Source organism: Crossiella sp. CA-258035 (genome assembly GCF_030064675.1).
Classification (GTDB): Bacteria; Actinomycetota; Actinomycetes; order Mycobacteriales; family Pseudonocardiaceae; genus Crossiella.
In genome coordinates this window covers 6276567-6293367 of sequence record NZ_CP116413.1, presented here as the reverse complement: position 1 = coordinate 6293367, position 16801 = coordinate 6276567, and the positions used below count along the sequence as shown (strand labels likewise).

Below are 16801 nucleotides of genomic sequence, written 5' to 3'. Positions count from 1 at the left end.
TGGCGGTGACCCTCCGGGGTCGCCGCCAGCTTTGCTTCCGGGGTTAAGGGGCGTGGTATGCGGGTTCTCGTGTCGGTGGACATGGAGGGCATCGCCGGGATTGTCGACGTCGAGGACGTCCGCCCTGGGGAACGGGAGTACGAGCGCAACCGGGCGCTGATGACCGCGGAGGCCAACGCCGCGGTGCTCGGGGTCTACGACGCCGAACCCGACGCCGAGGTGCTGGTCTCCGACGCGCACGCCCAGTTCCGCAACCTGCTGCCCGAGCGGCTGGACCGGCGGGCCACGCTGCTGCGCGGCACGCCCAAGTCCTTCGGCATGATGGCCGGGATCGCCGAGGACGTGCACGCGGTGATCTTCATCGGCTACCACGGCCGGGCCGGGCTGGCCCATTCGGTGCTCTCGCACACCATCAACGGCTCGGTGGTCGCCGAGGTCCGCTGCAACGACCGGGTCCTCGGCGAGCTGGGCCTCAACGCGGCACTGGCCGCCGCGCACGGCGCGGCGCCGATCCTGGTCGCGGGGGACGAGACGGTGGCCACCGAGGCCACCGGGGTAGCGCGGGGGATCTGGTCGGTGGTGGTCAAGCGCGCGCTGGGCGCGCGGGCCGCGGAGAACCTGCACCCGGAGGAGGCCTGCGCCCGGATCCGCGCGGCGGTGCCCCAGGCGCTGCGGCGGCGGTCCAGGGTGCGGCCGCTGCGCTTCGCAGGGGAGGTCGACCTGGAGGTGGACGTGCTGACCCCGGGCATGGCCGAGCACGCCCTGCTGGTGCCGGGCATCGAGCTGGTCGGCGAGCGCACCCTGGCCTACGAGGCCGAGGACTTCCCGACCGCCTACCGGGTCATCCAGCTCATCGCCCTGCTGGGCCGCCTGTGACCCGAGCGGCCAGCCGGTAGTTCCACGTTCGCTCCTGGAGAACCCCGCTCCGCCATGGGCGAACACGGCGTCCGCGCCCCCGCCCCGCTGCCAGGCTGACCCCCATGGAGACCGAACACCTGCTGCCCAACCTGACCCAGCTGACCTTCCCGGTGGGCCAGGCGTACCTGTGGCGCGACGGGGACGAGGCGACCCTGATCGACACGGGGCTGGCCGGGTACGGCGAGCGGGTGCGCGCGGTGGTGACCGGGCTGGGGGCCACGCTGCGGCGGATCGTGTTGACGCACTGGCACGGCGACCACGCCGGCAGCGCCGCGGAGATCGTGGCCTGGAGCGGGGCCGAGGTGATCGCGCACCGGGCGGACGCGGCGGTGATCCGGGGAGAGGCGGCGGGGTTGCCGCCGGTGTTCACCGGGGAGTGGGAGCGGGAGCTGCACGGGCAGATCTCGCCAGGGGTGCCCGCGCACGAGGCGTGCCGGGTGGACCGGGAGGTGGAGGACGGGGACGTGCTGGCGTTCGGCGGCGGGGCGCGGGTGGTGGGGATGCCGGGGCACACGCCGGGCAGCATCGCGGTGTGGCTGCCGGGCGGGGTGGTGTTCGTGGGGGACGTGGTGGCGAACGTGGGGGAGCTGAGCGTTGGGGTGTTCAATGTGGACAGTCGGTTGGCGGCGCGGTCGGTGGTGGGGTTGAGCGGGCTGGAGTTCGATGTGGTCTGTTTTGGGCACGGGCCGGCGTTGCGGTCGGGTGGGGCTGATCGGCTCCGCGAGCTGGCGGCGGGGCTGGCTGGCTGAACCGCCGCCCGGCCGACCGGCTGCCTGACCGCCCGCCCGACTGACCGACTGACCGACCGCCCGCCCGCGCCGACCGCCCGCGCCGCCTGCCCGCGCGCGCCGTCTAGCCGACCGCCCCGCCCTCCGTCAGCTCCGTCACCACCTGCTCGCACAGCTCGTGCGTCCGCAGCGCCTCCCGCAGGTCCGGCAGCTCCCCCGCCAGGAACGCCGTGCACACCTGCTCGATCCCGCGCCGCCGCGCCACCGGCGCCCACCCGTCCTCCGTCTGCCGGGTCACCCGCCCGCCCTCGTGCCGGGTCACCTGGCCCAGGTCCGTCACCTCGACCTTCACCCCGCCACCGGTGACCTCCAGCCGTTCCTGCTTGGCCCCGGCCCGCCGGTGCATGGTGCCGATCGCGGTGAACCCGCCGCCTACCACGGTCAGGCTGACCTGTTCGAGCTCGCCCTCGGTGACCACACCGCCGATGAAAGTTCGCTCGATCGGGCCCGGCACCAGGAACCGCAGGGTGTCCACCACGTGGATGAAGTCGTCGAAGACGATCTCACGCACCCCGCCGCTTCCGCCGTCCTGGTTCTTCTGCAACACCACCAGGTCCCGCGCGCCGCGCGCCGCCTCGGCGTAGGCGGGCACGTAACGGCGGTTGAACCCGACCATCAGCGGCACCCCGAGCCGCTCGGCCAGCTCCACCAGCGCCCGCGCCCCAGCCAAGCTGTCGTCGAGGGGCTTGTCCACATAGGTCGGCACCCCGGCCGCCAGCAACCGGCGCACCGTTGCCGCGTGCGCCGTGGTCGGCACGTGCACGAACGCCGCGTCGAGTCCGTGTGCCAGCAACTCATCCAGATCGGTGAACCGCCGCGGTTCGGGAACCCGGTACTGATCGGCGACGTCGGCCAGCCGCGCCGGGTTCCTGGTCATCAGGTGCAGGTCCAGTCCCGCCCGGGCCGTGATCGTGGGCAGGTACGCCTTCCGCGCGATGTCGCCCAAACCGATCACCGCGACCTTGCCCGCCAACCCGGCCTCCTGTCCTTGGTCCGGCCGGGCGCGGCAAGGGACACCGGAACGGCACGCAGTTCGCGGATCCCCAGCCGAGCCCGCCAGCGCAGCTCGTCCTCGTCCCCGGCCAACAGCACATCACACGCCAGCACCGCCCGGACCGCCGCCTCCGCGACCACCCCCGCGACTCCCGTGCTCCCGGCCCCGCCGTGCAGCACCTCCCGGACCACCCCGGCCAGCACCCGCGGATCGCGGCGCAGCACCGCCAACTGTCGCGGGCAGCCGAGCAGCGTGAGCAGCGCGCCGGTGATCAGGTCCACGATCCGGGTGTACCCGGCGACCACCTCCACCGCGGACACCCGCGCCGTGCCCTGGTGCGCGGCCAGCTCGGCCAGGTAGCCGTCAAGGTCGGCCCAGACCCGCGGCGTCACCGACCCCTCGACCGCACAGGCCGCCCGCACCCAGCGGCGCACATCGCCCCGGTCCGGCGCCGGCACCCCAGCCAGCTCCAGCACCACGCCCGCCGCCACCGGCTCGGCGAACTCCCGGACCAGCTCCGCCTCGCCCCGCGCCAGCAGCCCGTCGAGCACCCCGCCGACCAGCACCCTGACCCGCGCCCGCAACCGGCCGGGCCGCCCACTCACCGCGAACAAAGACATGTCCCCACCGACGTGCAGCGGGGCTGACTGGTTCATCAATCACAGTTAGTCGGTCGAAGGGCTGTGTCCGGAAGATCAGGTTCGCGGGGTGGGCCGGGCGAGTGCGGCCGCGGCTTGGCGGGCGCGGCTTGGCGGGCCAGACGTGCCCGGGGCGCAGCACGGGGGGCGCGAACTTGGCGCGTCCGGTCGCGGTGGCTGGGACTGGACTGACCGGGGACCGGTCGCACCGGCTGGGTGGACCCGGCGCGACATGGCGGGTACTGGCTGGGGTGGGCTGGCGGCGGGTCGGTTTAGCTGGGGCGGACTGGCGGGGTCGGTGGTTTGGGCGGGGTGGACTGGCGGCGGGTCGGTGGCCTTCGCTGGGGGCGAGCCCGTCGCGAACCGCCCACCGGTCACCACTCGGTCGCGCCCAGCACCTCCCGCGCCGCCCGCACCGAATCCACCAGCGGATGCCCCGCCAGCGCCCGCAACGCCTTCTCCCGGCTCCCCGTCCGGGCCGCCGCGATCGTCTCCCGCTCCACCGCCTTCACCCGCTGCACCAAGCTCAACGCGGGCCCGTCCAGCGGATCCACCGCGATCGGCCGCGCCCCGTTGGAGTCCACCAGGCACGGCAGCTCGACCACCGCGTCCGCGTCCAGTCCCGGCAGCGCGCCCCGGTTGCGGACGTTGAGGATCATCGTGGCGGCGCGGTTGGCGGTGATCGCTGCCATCAGGTCCAGGGCGACTTGTTCGTAGCCGCCGCCGTCGGTGTCGCAGGTTTCGCGGTCGCCGGCTTCGGCGATCTGGCGGGCTTCGGCGAGGTAGGTGCGTTCGCGTTCGGCGCGGGTTTCCTGCCAGGCCGTCAGGGCAGTGCTGGGGTCGGCCAGGGCGCGTTCGTAGAAGGCCGCCTGCTGGTGGCGGAGGTACTCGCCGCGGGGCTGGGGGTTGGCCGCGATCTCGGTGGTGGTCTCGCGGGCGTAGTAGTAATAGTGCAGGTATTCGTTCGGAATGGCGCCCAGGGCTCGCAACCAATCTGGCTCGAACAGGCGGCCCTCCTCGAAGGAGCGGAGCTTGGTCTCATCCGCCAACAGCTCTGGCAGGCGGTCGCGGCCGTTGACCTGGACGCCGCGCAGCCAGCCGAGGTGGTTGAGGCCCGCGTAGTCGAACCAGGCTTGCTCGACCGGGATGTCCAATGCCGCGGCGACTCGGCGGCACAGGCCGATGGGGGAGTCGCAGATGCCGATGACGCGGTCGCCGAGCACCGCGGACATCGCCTCGGTGACGGTGCCCGCGGGGTTGGTGAAGTTGATCGTCCACGCGTCGGGGCAGTAGCGGGCGATGCGTTCGGCGATGTCCATGGCCACCGGGACGGTGCGCAGCGCGTAGCTGATGCCGCCCGCGCCCACCGTCTCCTGACCGAGCAGGCCCGCTTCGATGGCGTGGCGTTCGTCGGCGCTGCGGCCGGCCAGACCGCCGACGCGGATGGCGGAGAAGACCACGTCCGCGCCGCGCAGGGCGTCATCCAGGTGGGTTCGGGTGACCAGCTTGGGCCGCCAGGGCGCGTCGGCGGCCTGGGCGTCCAGCACCGCGGTCACCGCGCTGAGGCGGTCCTGGGACACGTCGTGCAGCACCAGCTCGTCGACCAGCCGGTCCGGATCGGCCAGCAACCGGCCGTGCACCAGGGGAACGCGGAAACCGCCACCGCCGAGGATCACCAGTCTCACGCGCACCGACATTAACACTCTGGAACACACCGGGGCCGATCGTGGTTGTCAGTGTCGTCCGGGCGGGGGAGACTCTGCGCCTGATCGAAACGGGGTCAGCCCGAACAATGCGCGCAGCGGGGAGGGAAACGGTGTCGAGCCAGCCGCCTACCGAGTTCGACGTCCTGTTGTCCGGTCCGGTCTTCCTGGACCTGATCTTCACCGGACTGCCCCAGCTACCCGAGAGCGGCACCGAGGTGTGGGCCAGCGGCCTGGGCTCCAGTCCCGGCGGCATCGCCAACCTCGCCGTCGCGCTGGCCCGCCTCCAGCTGCGCACCACCCTGGCCTCGGCCTTCGGCGAGGACATGTACGGCGACTTCTGCTGGGACACCCTGGCCAACCAGGAACAGGTCGACCTCAGCCACTCCCGCCGCTTCTACGGCTGGCACTCCCCGGTCACCGTCTCCCTGGCCATCAACCGCGACCGCAGCATGGTCACCCACGGCCACCCCTCCCCGGTCACCGCGGACGAGCTGCTCACCGAACCGCCCAAGGTGCGCGCCTGCTTCGTGCACGTCGACCACGAGAGCGACAACTGGGTGCGCACCGCCAAGGCCAACGGCGCGCTGCTGTTCGCCGACGTCGGCTGGGACCCCACCGACCAGTGGCGGCCCGAGCTGATCCAGCAGCTGCACGGCTACGACGTGTTCCTGCCGAACACGGTGGAGGCGCTGCGCTACACCCGCCAGGACGACGTTCGGGTGGCCGCCCGGCAGCTGTCGGAGGTGGTGCCAACCGTGGTGGTCACCAGGGCAGGCGGCGGGGCCTACGCGGTGGACTCGGCCACCGGCGAGGAGGCCGACGTGAGCGGCATCAACGTGGCCGCCATGGACCCCACCGGCGCCGGCGACGTCTTCGGCGCCGGGTTCACCTACGGCACCCTGGCCGGGTGGCCGCTGGTGGACCGGGTGCGCTTCGCCAACCTGTGCGCCGCGCTGTCGGTGCAGCACTTCGGCGGCTCGCTGTCCGCGCCCGGCTGGTGCGACATCGCCGCCTGGTGGCGGCACCTGGGCCGGCGCGAGGACGAGGCGCTGCGCGGATACCACTTCCTGGAGGACCTGCTTCCCACTCATGGCTGTGCCACGGTGCGCAGGGCAAGTGCCACGATCGGATTGCGGGGCAGGCCGTAGCACCGGCGGAGGGAGGACGGGGATGACGGGCTCCCGATGGCGGAGCGCGCTGGCCGCGGTGACCGCGCTGGTGGCGCTGGCCGGGTGCGTGCCCGGCTCGAACCTGCCCAACACCCGGCCCAGCGACCGCCAGGCCCGCGACATCAGGACCGACCCGGCGAGCCTGGGCGAGCTGACCCTGACCGTGTGGGACCAGGAGGTCCGCGGCGGGCAGGACAAGCAGATGACCGCGCTGAACGCGGAGTTCCAGCGCAAGTACCCGAACATCACCATCAACCGGGTGCCGCGGTCCTTCGACGACCTGCGCAACACCACCAGGCTCGGCCTGACCAGCGTGCAGGCCCCCGATGTCGTGCAGGTCAACAACGGCAGGCAGGACATGGGCGCCTTCGTCAAGGCCGGGCTGCTCCAGCCGCTGGACGGCTACGCCGAGGCATACCGCTGGCAGCAGCGGTTCCCGGACTCGGTGCTGCGGCTGGCCCGCTACCCGAACTCGGGCAACCCGCTGGGCGAGGGCAAGCTGTACGGGCTGCCGCAGGGCGGTGAGCTGGTCGGCGTCTTCTACAACAAGGAGAAGCTGGCCAGGCTCGGCATCTCCCCGCCGCGCACCTGGGCGGAGTTCAACACCGCGCTGCGCAAGGCCAAGGACGCCCGCGAGGTGCCGATCCAGTTCGGCAACCTGGAGAAGAGCGCGGGCATCCACCTGTTCGGCTTCGCGCTCAACCGGTTCGCGCCCACCGAGGACGTCTTCAAGCTGGCCACCGGCAGGCAGGGCGTGTTCTGGTCCGACACCAACCCCCGCTCCGCGGCCGAACTGCTGGTGGGCTGGGCGGATCAGGGCATGCTGACGCCGGGGTTCTCCGGGCTCGGCTCGGACGCGGCGTGGCGGGAGTTCGCCGAGGGCAAAGGGGTTTTCCTGGTCAGCGGCACCTGGCTGATGGCCGATCTGGAGGCGGCGATGGGGGATGGGGTGGGCTTCGGACTGCCACCGATCGACAGTGGCAAGGTCGCGGTGACCGGGGGCACGAGCGTGCCGTTCGCGGTCAGCGCGCGCAGCAAGAACCCGGACGCGGCGGCGGCCTACATCGACTTCGTGACCTCCTCGCGGGGCATGGCGCTGATGGCCGAGCACGCGAACCTGCCGGTGGTGGAGGCGGCCAGCCAACGGCCGCCGACGGCGTTGCGCGCCGAGGTGTTCAGCTCCTGGGCGCACGCCTCGGAGACCGGTGGCCTGGTGCCGTTCCTGGACTACGCCACCCCCACCGCCTACGACACGGTCACCAGCGTGGTGGAGCAGTTGCTGGCCAAGGGGTTGAGCCCGCAGGAGTTCCTGGCCAAGCTGCAGGCCGACGTGGACGCCTCCCGTGCCGGCCGGTGAACCGCGCCGGGTCGGCTACCTGTACGTGGTGCCGGCCCTGGCCGTCTACGGCGCGTTCCTGCTGTTCCCGTTGCTGCACAGCGCGTGGATCTCGCTGTTCGAGTGGGACGGCCTCACCCTGGGCACCTGGGCGGGGCTGGACAACTACCTGACCCTCTTCGCCGAGGACGGGCTGCGCTCGGCGTTCGGGCACGCGCTGGTGCTGATCCTGTTCTTCGCGGTGCTGCCGGTCATCCTGGGTCTGGTGCTGGCCTCGGCGCTGCACCGCAGCCGGGTGCGCGGGCTGGCCTTCTTCCGCACCGTGGTGTTCCTGCCGCAGGTGGTGGCCATGGTGGTGGTCGCCGTTGCCTGGCAACAGATCCTGGCCCCGGACGGCCCGCTCAACGCCGCGTTGCGCGCGGTCGGCCTTGATGCCCTGGCGCACAACTGGCTGGGCGAGGAGAGCACCGCGCTGATCGCGGTGGGGCTGGTCGGCACCTGGGTGCAGACCGGGCTGACCGTGGTGCTGTTCCTGGCCGGGATCGGCCGGATCTCCGGGGAGCTGTACGAGGCGGCGCGGCTGGACGGGGCCGGGGTGTTCCGCGAGTTCCGCTCGGTGACGCTGCCCGCGCTGCGCCCGGACATCGCGGTCGCGCTGACCCTGACCGTGATCGCCTCGCTGCGCACCTTCGACCTGGTGTACGTGATGACCCCGCTGGGCGGGCCCGGCGAGTCGACCACGGTGCCGGCCTACGAGATCTACTACCGGGCTTTCCAGGCCGGGCAGGTGGGTTCGGCCGCGGCGATCGGGGTGACGCTGACCGCGCTGGTGTTCGCCCTGAGCGCGGTGGTGCTGCGGGTGGCGGGAGGCAGGCGATGACGGTCTCCCGCTGGGAACGGGCCGGGACCTACCTGGTGCTGCTGCTCTTCGCCGGGTACGCGCTGTACCCGGTGCTGTGGATCCTGTTCACCGCACTGCGTTCGGACACCGCGGGCCAGGGCGGCTGGCATCCGGAGAACTTCCTCACCGCCTGGACGCAGGGCCGCTTCGGCGACTACCTGGGCACCAGCCTGATCGTCGCGGTCGCGGTGGTCGCGCTGTCCACGCTGCTGTCCGTGCTGGCCGGATATGCCTTCGGCACCATGCGTTTCCGCGGTTCGGGGGCGCTGTTCTACCTGCTGCTGCTCGGGGTCACCATTCCCAGCCAGGCCGTGGTGGTGCCGCTGTACTTCGACCTGCGCGACGTCGGCCTGCTCGACACCTACGCCGCGCTGGTGCTGCCGCAGGTCGCGCAGTCGGTGGCCTTCGGCGTGTTCTGGATGCGCGCCTACTTCCGGTCCAGCTCGGCCAGCGTGGTGGAGGCGGCCCGGCTGGACGGGGCCGGGCACTGGCAGATCCTGTGGCGGGTGCTGCTGCCGATGGGGCGGCCCGCGGTGCTGACCCTGGTGGTGCTGGTGTTCATGTGGACCTGGAACGAGTTCCTGCTCGCCCTGGTCATGGTCACCGATGAGGGCCTGCGCACGGCCCCGCTGGGACTGCGGTTCTTCCAGGGCAGGGCGACCACCAGCGTGCCGCTGCTGGCGGCCGGATCGGTGCTGGTCGCGCTGCCGGTGGTGGTGCTCTACCTGTTCCTGCAACGACATTTCATCCGCGGCATGCTCGACGGCGCGGTCAAGGGTTGACTGAGGAGTACTGGTGAAGCGAGCTTGGCTGACCGGGCTGCTGCCGGTGGCCGCGGCGCTGGTCGCGTTGGTGGCCATGGAAGATCCGGCCACCGCGGTGGCCGAGGGGGCGGCCCGCCCGGCGGTGGACCTGGACGCGCTGTTCGTCGGCGCGCACCCCGACGACGAGGCGTTCGCGCTGTCCACCTTCGGGCAGTGGCACGCCGACCACCGGGTCCGCGCCGGGGTGGTCACCATCACCCGCGGCGAGGGCGGCGGCAACGCGGCCGGACCGGAGGAAGGCCCGGAACTGGGCCGGTTGCGCGAGGCCGAGGAGCGCAGGGCGGTGGCCAGGGCCGGGATCACCGAGGTGCTCAACCTCGACGAGGCCGACTTCTACTACACGGTGAGCTCGCCGCTGACCGAACAGGGCTGGCAGCACAAGGACGTGCTGGGCAAGCTGGTGCGCGCGATCCGGCAGACCCGGCCGGAGCTGGTGGTCACCATGGACCCCGCGCCCACGCCCGGCAACCACGGCAACCACCAGTACGCGGCCCGCCTGGCCATCGAGGCCTACCGGGTGGCCGCCGACCCGGCTGCCTATCCGGAGCAGCTCCGCGAGGAGGGCCTGCGGCCGTGGGCGGTCAAGCGGCTGCTCACCGGCGGAGCGCGCGGGCAGCAGCCCACTGGGCCGGACTGCGCGGCGAAGTTCACCCCGGCCGAGGCCACCGACCGGGTGTACGGAGTGTGGGACGGGCGTCCGTCCACTGTGGCCGGTCGCAGCTGGGCGCAGGAGGAGCGGTCCGCGCAGCGGGAGTACGTGACCCAGGGCTGGGCCGGGTTCCCCGATGTGCCAACGGATCCGAAGCAGATCGGCTGCGACTGGTTCACCCAGGTGGCCAGCCGGGTGCCGTTCTCGCCGACCGCGAACGGCCCGGACGGACCCCTGCACGGCGCGCTCGTCCCGGCCCCCGGCGGGCTGCCGCTGGGCACCGGGGCCGAGGTCGAGGCCGGGAAGTTCAGCCTGGTGCCCGGCGCCTCGGTGCCGGTCAAGGTCACCGTCACCGCGCCGGAGAACCGGGCGCTGACCAGGGCTTCCGCCAAGCTCGGGCTGCCCGCCGAGTGGCGGGTCACCGGGTCGGGACGGCTCGGGACTGTCCTTCCTGGACGGTCGGCCACCGCCGAGCTCACCGTCACCGTGCCCTCGGCCGCCAAGCCCGGCCGGGCGCGGATCCCGGTGGAGCTGAGCAGTGGCAACGGAACCGGCTACACCGAGACCGTGGTCGCCGTGGTGCCGGAGCTGACCGCCGAGCAGCAGCCGCTGCCGCAGGTCGCCCAGTTCCGCGACTGGGCGCAGCGCAGCGGGGTGCCCGCGCTGGCCGACCTGGTGCCGCCGGTGCTCACCCTGCCCTCCGGCGGCGACCGCGAACTGCCGATTCTGGTGCGCAACAACGGTTCCGCCACCCGATCCGGCACCGTCACCATCACCCCGCCGACCGGGTTCAGCGCCACCACCAGCCTGCCGTTCAGCGGACTCGCGGCCGGGGCGAGCACCACACTCACCGGCAAGGTGACCAACACCGACGCCACCCTGCGCACCGGCATGCAGGGCGGGGACTACCGGTACACCCTCTCCGTCACCGGCGTCAGCAGCAGCACCCCGGCCCTGGAACTGGTGCCGCGCACGACAATCCCGAAGGCCGCCACGGCGCCGACGGTGGACGGGGTGGTCACGCCGGGGGAGTACACCGGACCGGAGCTGGACATCTCCACCCGCTGGGAGGGCGATGAGTGCGCCACCGCCGCGGACTGCTCGGCCAAGGCCAAGCTGGCCTGGCACAACGACACCCTCTACGCGGCGGTGACCGTCACCGACGACAAGCTGGGCAGCGTGCTGGCCGCCGCGGACTGCAAGCGGCACTGGCGCACCGACGCGCTGGAACTGGCCATCGACCCGCGCGGCAAGTCCGAGAACACCTCCACCACGCTGAAACTGGCCGTCTTCCCGACCACCACCGAAGGCAAGCCCTGCGCGGCCAGGGACGCGGACAACTTCCAAGGTCCGGCCGAAGAAACCGTGCCGGGGCTGAAGATCGCGAGCAAGGTGAGCAGCCCCTACACCGGCTACACCATCGAGCTCGCGCTGCCGCTGCCCGCGGTGCCCGGCGCACTGGACCCGGCCAAGGTCGGGCTGAACCTGTTCGTCTACGACTCCGACACCCAGGACAAGACCGGCCAGACCCGGATCGGCTGGTCCACCTGGGGCGGCGTGCAGGGCGACCCGTACCGCTGGGGCCGCGCCACGTTCGACGGCTACACCCCGCCCTCGGGCCGCCCGGTGGAACCGCCACCGGCGAAGCTGCCGCTGATCGCTCTGTCCTCTGTGGACTCAGTTCAGTCGGTGGCCCAGTCCGCGCGCACCGGGATCTCCCTCGGCGGCAAGCCGATCGCCAGCAGCCGGGAGGCGGCGCGGCTGCGTTCGGCCAGAGCGCAGGGCGACACGGTGACCGCCGGTGTGCTCGGCGCGCGCGGCACGGCACACGTGTTCGTGCTGGACAAGGACGGGAAACTGTTGGGGCGCAAGACGGTCGAGCTGTCCAGGGGCTGGCGGGAGGTGCCCGTGCCGGTGACCGGTGGGCGACCGGCCGAGGTGCTGCTCGGGTTCGAGACCCCGGACGGGAAGGTCGCCGCCTCCCGGGTCAGGGTTGGGTGGTGAGCGTGCTGGGCAGCTGACTCAGGCTGTGCAGGCAGTGCGCGGTCACCCCGTGATCGCCGATGCGGCGGCTCAGCTCCAGCGCGCGGGTCAGGTGTTCCCTGGCCTGGGCCAAGGAGCCGAGCCGCCGTAGCGCTTCACCGAGGCTGGACAGCAGCCGGGCCTCACCTGAGGGTTCGTTGACCAGGCGCAGGCCGCGCTGGAAGTGCTGGATCGCCGCGTCCGGGCGGCCCAGCCGCTGGAAGCAGCCGCCCAGCAGGTCCAGGGTCAGCGCGTCCGGCGCGGCCCGGCCCAGCACCTCCACCGCCGCGCACAACCGCCCGGCGGCCAGGTACGCCTCGCCGAGGCGGTGCGCGATGTCGGTGTCGCCGGTGCGGTCCCCGCTCACCCAGGCCTGGTAGTAGCGGGCGATCGCCCGGTCCAGCTGGCCGCGCGAGCGGTGGATGGCGCCCGCGGTGGTCAGCAGGTCCACCGCCACCTCGTGGTGACCGGTGCTGGTCGCGCTGTTCGCCGCGGCCACCAGGTTCAGCAGCTCGGTGTCGCACCAGCCGTGGCCCGGGTCGGCGCCCGCGGCGCGGTAGAAGTCCAGCAGGCGGCGCACCGCGGCCTGCCGGTTGTTCGCCCCCTCCTCGCGCAGCGCCCGCTCCCCGGCGTAGCCGCGCAGCAGGTCGTGCAGCTGGAACGCCCCGCGCGGACTCGGTTGCAGCAGGTTCGCCTTGGCCAGGCCCTGCAACAGCTCCGCCGCCTGCTCAGTGTCCATTCCGGACAGTGCGGCCGCGGCGGGCGCGTCGATGTCCACGCCCTGGTAGAGGCCCAGCAGCCGGAACATCCGCTGCGCGGGCAGTGGCAGCGCGCGGTAGGACCAGCGGAAGGTGCCGCGCATGGCGGCCGAGCCGTCGGTGTCCGGGGCCATCCGCTCCAGGCGCTGGCGTTCCTCGCGCAGCTCGCCGACCAGGTCGGCCAGGTAGGTGTGCGGGCGGGCGGCCACCCGGCGGCCGGCGATCCGCAGCGGCAGCGGCAGGTAGCCGCAGTAGCGGGCCAGATCGGCCAGCGCGCCCGCCTGGTTGGCCACCCGGCCGGGCCCGATCAGCTCCTTGAGCAGCGCGGTGGCATCCGCGGGGGACAGCGGCCCGAGCGTGACCCGCCGTCCCGGCAGGTCCAGGGGCTCGTGGCTGGTGATCACCACGGTCACCCCCGGCAGGCCGGGCAGCAGCGGTTCCACCTGGGCCAGGTCGCGTGCGCCGTCGAGCACCAGCAGCAGGCGGCGGCGGATCAGCAGGGTGCGGAACAGCTCCGCGCGGCAGCTCTCCGCCGCCGGGATCTTCGCCGGGGCCACGCCGAGGCTGGTCAGGAAGTCGGCGAGCAGCTCGGTCGGCGGCACCGGCTCGCCGGGGCCGTGCCCGCGCAGCTCGGCGAACAGCGCGCCGTCGGGGTGCCGGTCGCTGATCCGGTGCGCCCAGGCCAGCGCGAGGGCGGTCTTGCCGCTGCCGGGCGGGCCGTTGATCACCGTGACGGTGCCGGGCAGCGCGGTGCCCAGTGTGGTCAGTTCCTGTTCCCGGCCAATGAAATCCGCGATGCCCAGCGGTAGCTGCGCGGGCACCGGGCCGCGTTCGACCTCGCTGCGGCGGGGCATCGGCACGAAGATCTGGCGGCCGGTGCAGGCCCGTCTGGCCGCGACCAGGCACTGCCGCGCGCTGCGCCGCTGGCGTTCCAGGTGTGCCCGGCAGCGGCGGGCCCAGTCGCCGTCCACATCGGCCAGCGCGTCCCCCTGCCACTCCGAGAGGGCCTGGGCCAGGATGTCCGCCGCGGCCTGGTAGCGGCCGCTGCGGGCGGCGGTGCGGCCCCGGCCGACCAGCTGGCGGAACCGGTGCCAGTCCAGCCGCTCCAGGTCGACCTGGAGCTGGTGCTTGCCGTGCGCGCTGTGCAGCTGCGCCTCGGTCAGCGGCAGGGTCTGGCTGAGCTGGGCGAACTGGCTGCGCAGCGCGCGAGCGGGCCGCAGCGGCGGCGCGCCGTCCCACAGGTCGGCGATGACCTGCTCCTTCGGCACCGGGCGACCGTCGGCGAGCAGCAGGATCGCGAGCAGCCGTCGCAGTTCGGGGTGACCGATGCCGATTTGGCAACCGTCGACCCAGACTGAGACAGGCCCGAGGATCCGGAAGTCCACCAGCGTTCCCCCTTCGCCGGTCGAAGGACAGCAGCGGAGCGTCTTCACTGAGTGTGACACAGGATTCACGTGATGTGGTCGTGAGCCGTGTCCCCCGATCTTGTGAGACCGGCGGTCACACTGGGTGGTGAGGAGAGGAGACACCGTGGTGCTGGACGCGTGGGTGACAGCGGTGACAAGGCTCGGCGGCGATTCGGACACGGCCCGGCGGAGCGGGGTGGAGCTCATCGAGCGCTACCGCGAGCCGCACCGCCGCTACCACGACCTCGCGCACGTCGAGGCGGTGCTGCGCGACTCGGCCTGGCTCGGCGCGGAGCTCGGACTGTCCGAAGTGGACATAGCGGTGCTCGCACTGGCAGCGGCCGCGCACGACGTGGTCTACGACGGCGTGCCGGGCCAGGACGAGCGGCGCAGCGCCGAGTGGGCGCGCGAGCGGCTCGGCGCGGCGGGGGTGGCGCAGGAGCACCGGTCGGCGGTGGCGCGGCTGGTGCTGGCGACCATCGACCACCTCGGCGAGGACCCGCTGACCCTGGCGCTGCTGGACGCCGACCTCGCGGTGCTGGGCGGCACGGAGGCCGAGTACGACCGCTACGCGCGGGCGGTGCGGGCGGAGTACGCGCACGTGTCCGAGCCGGACTGGCAGCGCGGGCGGGGCGCGGTGCTGGCCGGGCTGATCGCGCGGGAGCCGCTGTACCGGAGCGCGCCGGCGCGGGCGCGCTGGGAGGCGCGGGCCAAGGCCAACCTGAAACGTGAAGAACATTCATTCGGCGGGTGACGACGGCCGGACCGGGCCGTAGCGTCGACAGGCATGTGGCGCAGCGTGGTCACCGGGATGCTGGCAGTGGTGCTCGGACTCGCGGCGGTGCCCGGCGCACCCGCCCAGCCCGCGCGCTGGTGGTTCGACGACGGCCGGGCCGAGGTGGTCACCGTCTCGCCGGAAGGCACCTTCCGGGACGGGCACGGGCGCGAGGTGCTGCTGCGCGGCTACAACGTCTCCGGCACCGCCAAGTTGGCCGAGCACGGCGGCCTGCCCTTCCCCAGCACCGCCGAGGCCGCGGTGTCGGCGAGCAGCCTGCGCAGGCTGACCGGGGCCAACGCGGTGCGCTTCCTGATCACCTGGGAACGGGTCGAGCCAAGGGCGGGACAGATCGACCGGGGCTACCTGGACCGGGTGGCCGCGCAGGTCAAGGAGTTCCTCAACGCCGGGCTGTTCGTCTTCCTGGACTACCACCAGGACCTCTACTCCCGCTATCTGTTCACTGTGGACAGTTGGTACACCGGGGACGGCGCGCCGGAGTGGGTGGTGCGGGCCGGTGGCTATCCCAAGGAGCACTGCGAGGCCTGCGTCAACTGGGGCCAGAACATGAAGAACAACAAGGCGGTCACCATGGCCACCTACGACTTCTGGCACAACCGGCGGATCGAGACCGAGGCGGGCCCGCGCGGCATCCTGGACGCCTTCCTGGCGCAGACCGAGACCGCGCTGAACCACCTGCGGAACTCCTTGAGCGCCACCGAGTTCCGGCGGATCGTCGGCTTCAACCCGCTGAACGAGCCCTACGCCGGCCGCTACGACCAGGGTCAGCAGGGACCGGCCTGGGAGCGCGACCTGCTGGCCCCGTTCTACCACCGGGTGCGCGCGGCCATGGACCGCGCGGGCTGGATCGGCAAGCCGCTGTTCGCCGAACCGCTGGTGTACTGGAACATCAACACCTCGATCTTCCAGGAGCCGGGCGGGCTGACCGAGATCCCGCCGCTGGGCCAGCGGTTCGTGTTCAACGCGCACTTCTACGACGCCAAGGCCCGCTCCGGCATCCTCAAGCCGGGCAAGGCCGGTGACGGCGAGTACACCGCGGACATCCGCGCGGTGCGGGAACGCGCGCAGTACCACCGGACCGCGCCGATCCTCACCGAGTTCGGCCACCCGATCACCGGCTTCACCTCGGACAAGACGCCCAGCATCCTCAAGGCCGCCTACCAGTCCCTGGACTCCGGGCTGGCCGGGAGGAACTGGTGGCGGGAGGCGCGCAACGCCGCCCCGCCGATGTCGGCCACCCAGTGGCAGTGGGACACCAACAGCGGGCGGCACCGGGAGCTGATGAACGGCAACCCGGACAAGGTGCTCACCGAGGCCGACGCGTGGATGGACGAGGACTTCTCCCCGGTGCACAAGGACAACAGCGGAGCCGTGGTGCCCAGGGTGGATCGGCGGGTGATCGACCGGGCCTACCCGCGCGCGGTGGCCGGGCGCACGCTGGCCTTCAGCTTCGAGGACCTCAGCCGGGACGGCGGCACCGTGCAGCAGTGGCAGCGGGTACCGGCCGAACACCCCGCGATGGCGCGGCTGACCGCGGACCGGCGGCACGCGGTGCTGGTCTGGCGGTCCACCGGCTCGGCCGCGCCCACCGAGGTGCAGCTGCCGGAGGACCTGGCGGCGGGCGCACTGGTCTCGGACCTCGGGACCTCCGGCGCGCTGCCCGCCTACAACGGCAGCGGGATCGGCGTGGAACGGCACGCCGGGGCCGCGCGGCTGCTGCTGCCAGGGGGACCCGCTGGCACCCTGCACGCCGCGCTCATCGCCCCGGCCACCACCGACCCCGCCTTGCTGGCCCAGGCCAAGATCGAGCTGACGGGATGGGCCGCGGCCAGTTTTGGCAGCAGGTGACGCCCCGGCGTGCAGCCGAACGGAGCAGCCGCCAGACTCGTGACGTGT

The 16801-nt window shown here is 72.8% G+C and carries 13 protein-coding genes; 9 read left to right on the top strand and 4 right to left on the bottom strand.

What is annotated here, in order from left to right:
- The first annotated feature begins 57 nt into the window (after positions 1-57).
- Together N8J89_RS28260 and N8J89_RS28255 are read left to right on the top strand one after the other, a co-directional pair.
- On the top strand, positions 58-876 hold the full coding sequence (locus N8J89_RS28260; RefSeq protein WP_283660042.1) for a M55 family metallopeptidase: 819 nt from the start codon (positions 58-60) through the stop codon (positions 874-876).
- Positions 877-980: 104 nt separating this feature from the next.
- The gene (locus N8J89_RS28255; protein WP_283660041.1) at positions 981-1667 is read left to right on the top strand and encodes an MBL fold metallo-hydrolase; all 687 of its coding nucleotides are present in this window, start codon (positions 981-983) and stop codon (positions 1665-1667) included.
- 103 nt (positions 1668-1770) lie between these two features.
- Here the strand turns inward: N8J89_RS28255 and N8J89_RS28250 are convergent, their stop codons facing one another.
- From N8J89_RS28250 to N8J89_RS28240, 3 genes are all read right to left on the bottom strand, one after another.
- Positions 1771-2679, bottom strand: a complete 909-nt coding sequence (locus N8J89_RS28250; RefSeq protein WP_283660040.1) for a Gfo/Idh/MocA family protein — start codon at positions 2677-2679, stop codon at positions 1771-1773.
- Entirely contained in the window at positions 2658-3320 is a 663-nt protein-coding gene (locus N8J89_RS28245) for a cytochrome P450 family protein (protein WP_283660039.1), read from the bottom strand. The genes N8J89_RS28250 and N8J89_RS28245 overlap by 22 nt, the downstream gene beginning before the upstream one ends.
- 392 nt (positions 3321-3712) lie before the next feature.
- The gene (locus N8J89_RS28240) at positions 3713-5023 is read right to left on the bottom strand and encodes a 6-phospho-beta-glucosidase (RefSeq protein WP_283660038.1); all 1311 of its coding nucleotides are present in this window, start codon (positions 5021-5023) and stop codon (positions 3713-3715) included.
- A 131-nt stretch (positions 5024-5154) separates the two neighbouring features.
- Between N8J89_RS28240 and N8J89_RS28235 the strand changes: the two genes are divergently transcribed.
- The 5 genes from N8J89_RS28235 to N8J89_RS28215 are packed head-to-tail and all read left to right on the top strand — an operon-like array spanning position 5155 to position 11927.
- Positions 5155-6192 carry a carbohydrate kinase family protein gene (locus N8J89_RS28235; protein ID WP_283660037.1) on the top strand — a complete coding sequence of 346 codons (1038 nt, stop codon included), beginning with the start codon at positions 5155-5157 and terminating at the stop codon, positions 6190-6192.
- 22 nt (positions 6193-6214) lie between these two features.
- Positions 6215-7570: an extracellular solute-binding protein gene (locus tag N8J89_RS28230; RefSeq protein ID WP_283660036.1), complete on the top strand. Its 1356-nt coding sequence runs from the start codon at positions 6215-6217 to the stop codon at positions 7568-7570.
- A complete protein-coding gene (locus N8J89_RS28225; protein WP_283660035.1) occupies positions 7557-8429 on the top strand; it encodes a carbohydrate ABC transporter permease in 873 nt (290 codons plus the stop codon). Before N8J89_RS28230 ends, N8J89_RS28225 begins: the two co-directional genes overlap by 14 nt.
- On the top strand, positions 8426-9232 hold the full coding sequence (locus N8J89_RS28220) for a carbohydrate ABC transporter permease (protein WP_283660034.1): 807 nt from the start codon (positions 8426-8428) through the stop codon (positions 9230-9232). Before N8J89_RS28225 ends, N8J89_RS28220 begins: the two co-directional genes overlap by 4 nt.
- A 13-nt stretch (positions 9233-9245) precedes the next feature.
- Positions 9246-11927, top strand: coding sequence for a sugar-binding protein (locus N8J89_RS28215; protein ID WP_283660033.1), 2682 nt, complete (start codon positions 9246-9248; stop codon positions 11925-11927).
- Here N8J89_RS28215 and N8J89_RS28210 read toward each other — a convergent pair.
- Positions 11911-14088: a tetratricopeptide repeat protein gene (locus tag N8J89_RS28210; protein ID WP_283660032.1), complete on the bottom strand. Its 2178-nt coding sequence runs from the start codon at positions 14086-14088 to the stop codon at positions 11911-11913. The two genes, N8J89_RS28215 and N8J89_RS28210, sit on opposite strands and share 17 nt — an antisense overlap.
- Before the next feature lie 145 nt (positions 14089-14233).
- Here N8J89_RS28210 and N8J89_RS28205 point away from each other — a divergent pair, with 145 nt between their 5' ends.
- Positions 14234-14863 (top strand): HD domain-containing protein, encoded by a 630-nt coding sequence (locus tag N8J89_RS28205; protein ID WP_283660031.1) that lies wholly within the window; start codon positions 14234-14236, stop codon positions 14861-14863.
- Between the two features lie 33 nt (positions 14864-14896).
- Positions 14897-16753, top strand: coding sequence for a cellulase family glycosylhydrolase (locus N8J89_RS28200; protein WP_283660030.1), 1857 nt, complete (start codon positions 14897-14899; stop codon positions 16751-16753).
- Positions 16754-16801 lie beyond the last annotated feature (48 nt).

Excerpts from the sequence above, each read along its gene's own strand:
- N8J89_RS28230 (WP_283660036.1), top strand. The coding sequence starts at position 6,215 with ATGACGGGCTCCCGATGGCGGAGCGCGCTGGCCGCGGTGACCGCGCTG.
- N8J89_RS28260 (WP_283660042.1), top strand. The coding sequence starts at position 58 with ATGCGGGTTCTCGTGTCGGTGGACATGGAGGGCATCGCCGGGATTGTC.
- N8J89_RS28220 (WP_283660034.1), top strand. The coding sequence starts at position 8,426 with ATGACGGTCTCCCGCTGGGAACGGGCCGGGACCTACCTGGTGCTGCTG.
- N8J89_RS28255 (WP_283660041.1), top strand. The coding sequence starts at position 981 with ATGGAGACCGAACACCTGCTGCCCAACCTGACCCAGCTGACCTTCCCG.
- N8J89_RS28245 (WP_283660039.1), bottom strand. The coding sequence starts at position 3,320 with ATGTCTTTGTTCGCGGTGAGTGGGCGGCCCGGCCGGTTGCGGGCGCGG.
- N8J89_RS28200 (WP_283660030.1), top strand. The coding sequence starts at position 14,897 with ATGTGGCGCAGCGTGGTCACCGGGATGCTGGCAGTGGTGCTCGGACTC.